This window comes from Kitasatospora sp. NPDC054795 (genome assembly GCF_053611565.1).
This window is the reverse complement of sequence record NZ_JBSHAP010000264.1, coordinates 1-4,090: the sequence shown is the minus strand read 5'-3', so window position 1 is coordinate 4,090 and position 4,090 is coordinate 1. Positions and strand designations below refer to the sequence as shown.

Below are 4,090 nucleotides of genomic sequence, written 5' to 3'. Positions count from 1 at the left end.
GTGCCGGTGGTCGCGGTACGGTCTCCGGGAGCGCGCCGGTGCGGCGGGCGGATTCGGCAGGTCGGTGCCCGCCCGCCCCACCGGCGGCTCGGCGAGGCGTCAGCTGCAGGACACGCCCGCGGACTGCCAGGTGGCGGCGTCGACCATCGTGGTCGGGGCGAAGGCCTCCTTGGGGAAGTCCTTGCCGTTCTTGAGCTTGTCGTACATGGTCTGCACGGACAGGGCGCCGACGTCCTTGCCGTTGATGAACAGGGCGGCCTTCATCCCGGAGGGCTTGCCGGAGGCCCAGTTCTTGCACGCGAGGTAGGCGCCCAGGCCGACGCCGTCGATGTCGTCGGGGTTGATCCCGGCGTTCTGCAGGGCGGTGACGGCGCCCTGGACGTTCTCGTCGTTGCAGCCCCAGGCCACCCAGTGCTTGACCCCGGGGTTGGCGGTGATGGTGGCGGCGACCTTGTCCTGCGCGCCGGTCGGGGTGTTGTCGGTCGCGACGTCGATCAGCTGCACGCCCGGCACGGCCTGGTCGAAGGCGTCCTTGGCGGCCTTCACACGGTCGCCGCAGACGGTGACGTCCTGCTTCCAGGCGGAGATGATCCGGGTGTCGGCCGCGTTCCAGCCGGCCTTCTTGAACTCCTCGGCGGCCCGCTTGCCGACCTCACCGCCCATCTGGGCACCGGAGAAGCCGATCCGGGGCACCAGGTCGGTCGCCGCGCACCGGGCCGGGGCCGGTCCGCTCGCGCAGACCTGGTCGTCGGAGGTCAGCAGTGCGGCCTTCGCATCCCGGGCCGTCTGGACCACCTGCGGGCCGACCGCCGGGTCGGGCACCACGATGATCAGGCCGTTGCTCTTCTGGGCGATCGCGGCCTGCACCTCGCCGACCGTCTTGTTCGCGTCGTTGCCCAGGTTCACCACCTTCAGCTCGGCGCCGAGCTCGGCGGCCTTGGCCTTGGCGCCCGCGGCCTCGTCCACGAAGTACTGCTGGTCGCCCTGCTTCTGCAGGTAGGTGATCGTGACCTTGCCGGACACCGGAGCGACGGGCGCGTCCGCGCTGTTCGAGGACGTCTGCCCGGTGGAGCAGGCGGTCAGGCCGACGGAGGTGATCAGGCTCAGCGCGGCGATCGCGGCCAGGCGGCCACGGAGGGGGAGGTGCATGGAGGGGGCTCCTGAGGGTGGGGGCCGAACGGCAAGAAGCAACAAAACCAATCAGAAAGCACCACGATCAAACGTGATGGGTCAAAAGAAAGCGCCTGGCCGGGAGCTGAGTCAAGCTCATGTTTCCGGATCGGAGCCATTGAGACCGTCTCGTTATCCCGTCGCACCGCGGATGGGGGGCCGAGGCCGGCGGATCGGGCCGCGATCTTCCGGATCGGAGCAGGTGGTGGCGTGTTCATCGGAACTTACTGATTGGTAGGTTGTTGTCGTGGACAGCTTCGGGCAAAGCCGGGGCGGCGTCAATAGCGCCTGGCAGGGGCATGTCCACGGGGTGGCGCTGTGCCCGTGTGGCAACCGGGATCGGCCGTGGCCTCCTGCGGGCGGGTGGCCGATCGCGTTGTATTTCATCTGAAGTTGTTGATTACTGTTGAATGTTGGGTCTACTGTCCTCCCCGGCATGTCGGCATGCACCCGCCAGTCCCGCCCCCGGCCGCCCGGCCGGGGCCCGAGCCCTGGCGGACCCCCACCCCGGCCGACCCAGCCCTAGGACAGGAGTAGTCGATGAGCGAACCACCCCACCCGCTCCGCCGGGGCGTCACGGCCCTGGCGGCGCTCGCACTCGGCGTCGCCGCCGCCCTGGCCGCGCCGGCCGCGGTGGCCGCGCCGGCCCCCGCGACGAAGTCCGTGACACTGGACGGCCGCTCGCCGGGGCGCGCGTACGACGGGCTCGGCGCGATCAGCGGCGGCGGCGCCACCTCGCGTCTGCTGGTCGACTACCCCGAGCCCCAGCGCAGCCAGGTGCTGGACTACCTGTTCAAGCCCGGCTACGGCGCCTCGCTGCAGATGCTGAAGGTCGAGATCGGCGGTGACGCCAACTCCTCGGACGGCCCCGAACCGTCCCACATGCGCACCCCCACCGAGGTCGACTGCGACCGCGGGTACGAGTGGTGGCTCATGGAGCAGGCCAAGGCCCGCAACCCCGGGATCACCTTCTACGGCCTGGAATGGGCCGCGCCGGGCTGGCTGAACGGCGGCGTCTGGTCCCAGGACAACATCACGTACCTGGACTCCTGGCTCGGCTGCGCCCGGCAGCACGGACTGAACGTCGGCTACCTCGGCGGCTGGAACGAGCGCGGCTACGACAAGGCCTGGTTCGAGAAGCTGCGCACCGACCTGGACGCCCACGGCCACCAGGGCACCACCCTGGTCGCGTCCGACAGCGACGACGAGCACTGGTCGATCGCCGCGGACATGGCCGCGGACCCCGCCTTCGCCAAGGCCGTCGGCGTCATCGGCCTGCACGGCACCTGCTGGCACTCGACCCCGGTCTACACAGCCTGCCCGGGCAGCGACACCGCGACCGGGCTGGGCAAACGGCTGTGGGCCTCCGAGGACGACAACGACAGCTACGGCGCCGACCCGGCCGCCCTGGCCCGCAACGTCAACCGCGAGTACCTCGACGCCCGGATCACCGCCGACATCAAGTGGGCGCTGGTCGGCTCCTGGCCCTCGAACCTGCCGTACGCGGGCGCCGGGCTGATGGCCGCCGACCAGCCGTGGTCCGGCAACTACGCGGTCGGCCGCGACATCTGGGTCATGGCGCACACCACCCAGTTCGCCAAGCCGGGCTGGCAGTACCTGGACACGTCCAGCGGCTACCTGGCCGGCACCGGCGCCAACGGCGACCCGCACAGCGGCAGCTACGTCACGCTCAAGTCCGGCAAGGACTACAGCACGGTCATCGAGGCCACCGACGCCACCGCCGCGCAGACCGTGACCTTCAAGGTCGCCGGGGGCCTGTCCACCGGCCAGGTGCACGTCTGGGCCACCGACATGAACTCCACCGACCAGTCGAAGTGGTTCGTGCACACCCAGGACGTGACGCCCAAGAGCGGTTCGTACTCGCTCACCGTGCAGCCCGGCTACGTCTACACCGTCACCACGACCACCGGCCAGGGCAAGGGCAATGCCACGCCGCCCGCGCCCACCTCGATGCCGCTGCCGTACCGGGCCGACCTCAGCGGCTACTCCGAAAGGGCTACCGCCCGCTACTTCCACGACTGGGCGGGCGCCTTCGAGACCGCGCCCTGCCCGTCCGGGGCGACCACCCCGATGTGCCTGCGCCAGGTCATCACCCGGGCGCCGATCCCGTGGCACGACGACATGAACTACACCCCGCTGACGCTCCTGGGCGACCCGTCCTGGGCCCACTACCAGGCGAGCACCGACGTCACCTTCGAAGAGGCCGGCACCTCCGCCGAACTGCTCGGCCGCATCGACCACGTCGACCACGACCGCTCCGGCTACCACCTGAAGATCGACGACACCGGTGCCTGGAGCCTGTTCAGCGAGGACCGCTCGGGCGCCGACACCGTGCTGGCGAGCGGCAGCTACCCCGGCGCGGGGGCCGGCACCTGGCACAACCTCGCGCTGGCCGTCCAGGGCCAGAGCATCACCGCGTCGATCGACCACACCCAGGTCGCCTCCGTCGCCGACGCCGGGCACGGCATCGGCCAGATCGGCCTGGGCGTCGGCGGGTTCCAGCACGCCGACTTCGCCAACACCACCGTCACGCCGCTGGCCGCGCCGGCCACCCACACCGTGACCAGCGTCAACAGCGGCAAGTGCCTGGACGTCACGGGCGCTTCGACGGCCGACGGCGCCGAGGTCGTCCAGTGGACCTGCGCCGCCGGCGGGGCCAACCAGCAGTGGACCCTGGTGCCGGTCGCCGGGACCGGCAGCGTCCAGCTGGTCTCGGTGAACAGCGGCAAGTGCCTGGACGTCACGGGCGCTTCGAGCGCCGACGGCGTCCAGGTCGTCCAGTGGACCTGCGCCGCCGGCAGGGCCAACCAGCAGTGGACCCTCGTCCCGGACACCGGGGCCCGCGTCCAGCTGGTCTCGGATAACAGCGCCAAGTGCCAGCACGTCACGCGCGCTTCGA

The 4,090-nt window shown here is 70.9% G+C and carries 2 protein-coding genes; one reads left to right on the top strand and one right to left on the bottom strand.

Features of this window, described 5'->3' with window-relative positions:
- Positions 1–99: 99 nt before the first annotated feature.
- Entirely contained in the window at positions 100–1,149 is a 1,050-nt protein-coding gene (locus tag ACWGJO_RS41215; RefSeq protein WP_452190912.1) for a substrate-binding domain-containing protein, read from the bottom strand.
- Between the two features lie 561 nt (positions 1,150–1,710).
- On the opposite strand from ACWGJO_RS41215, the gene ACWGJO_RS41210 reads away from it, so the two are divergent.
- A partial coding sequence (locus ACWGJO_RS41210; protein ID WP_452190911.1) for an RICIN domain-containing protein occupies positions 1,711–4,090 on the top strand: 2,380 nt, incomplete at its 3' end.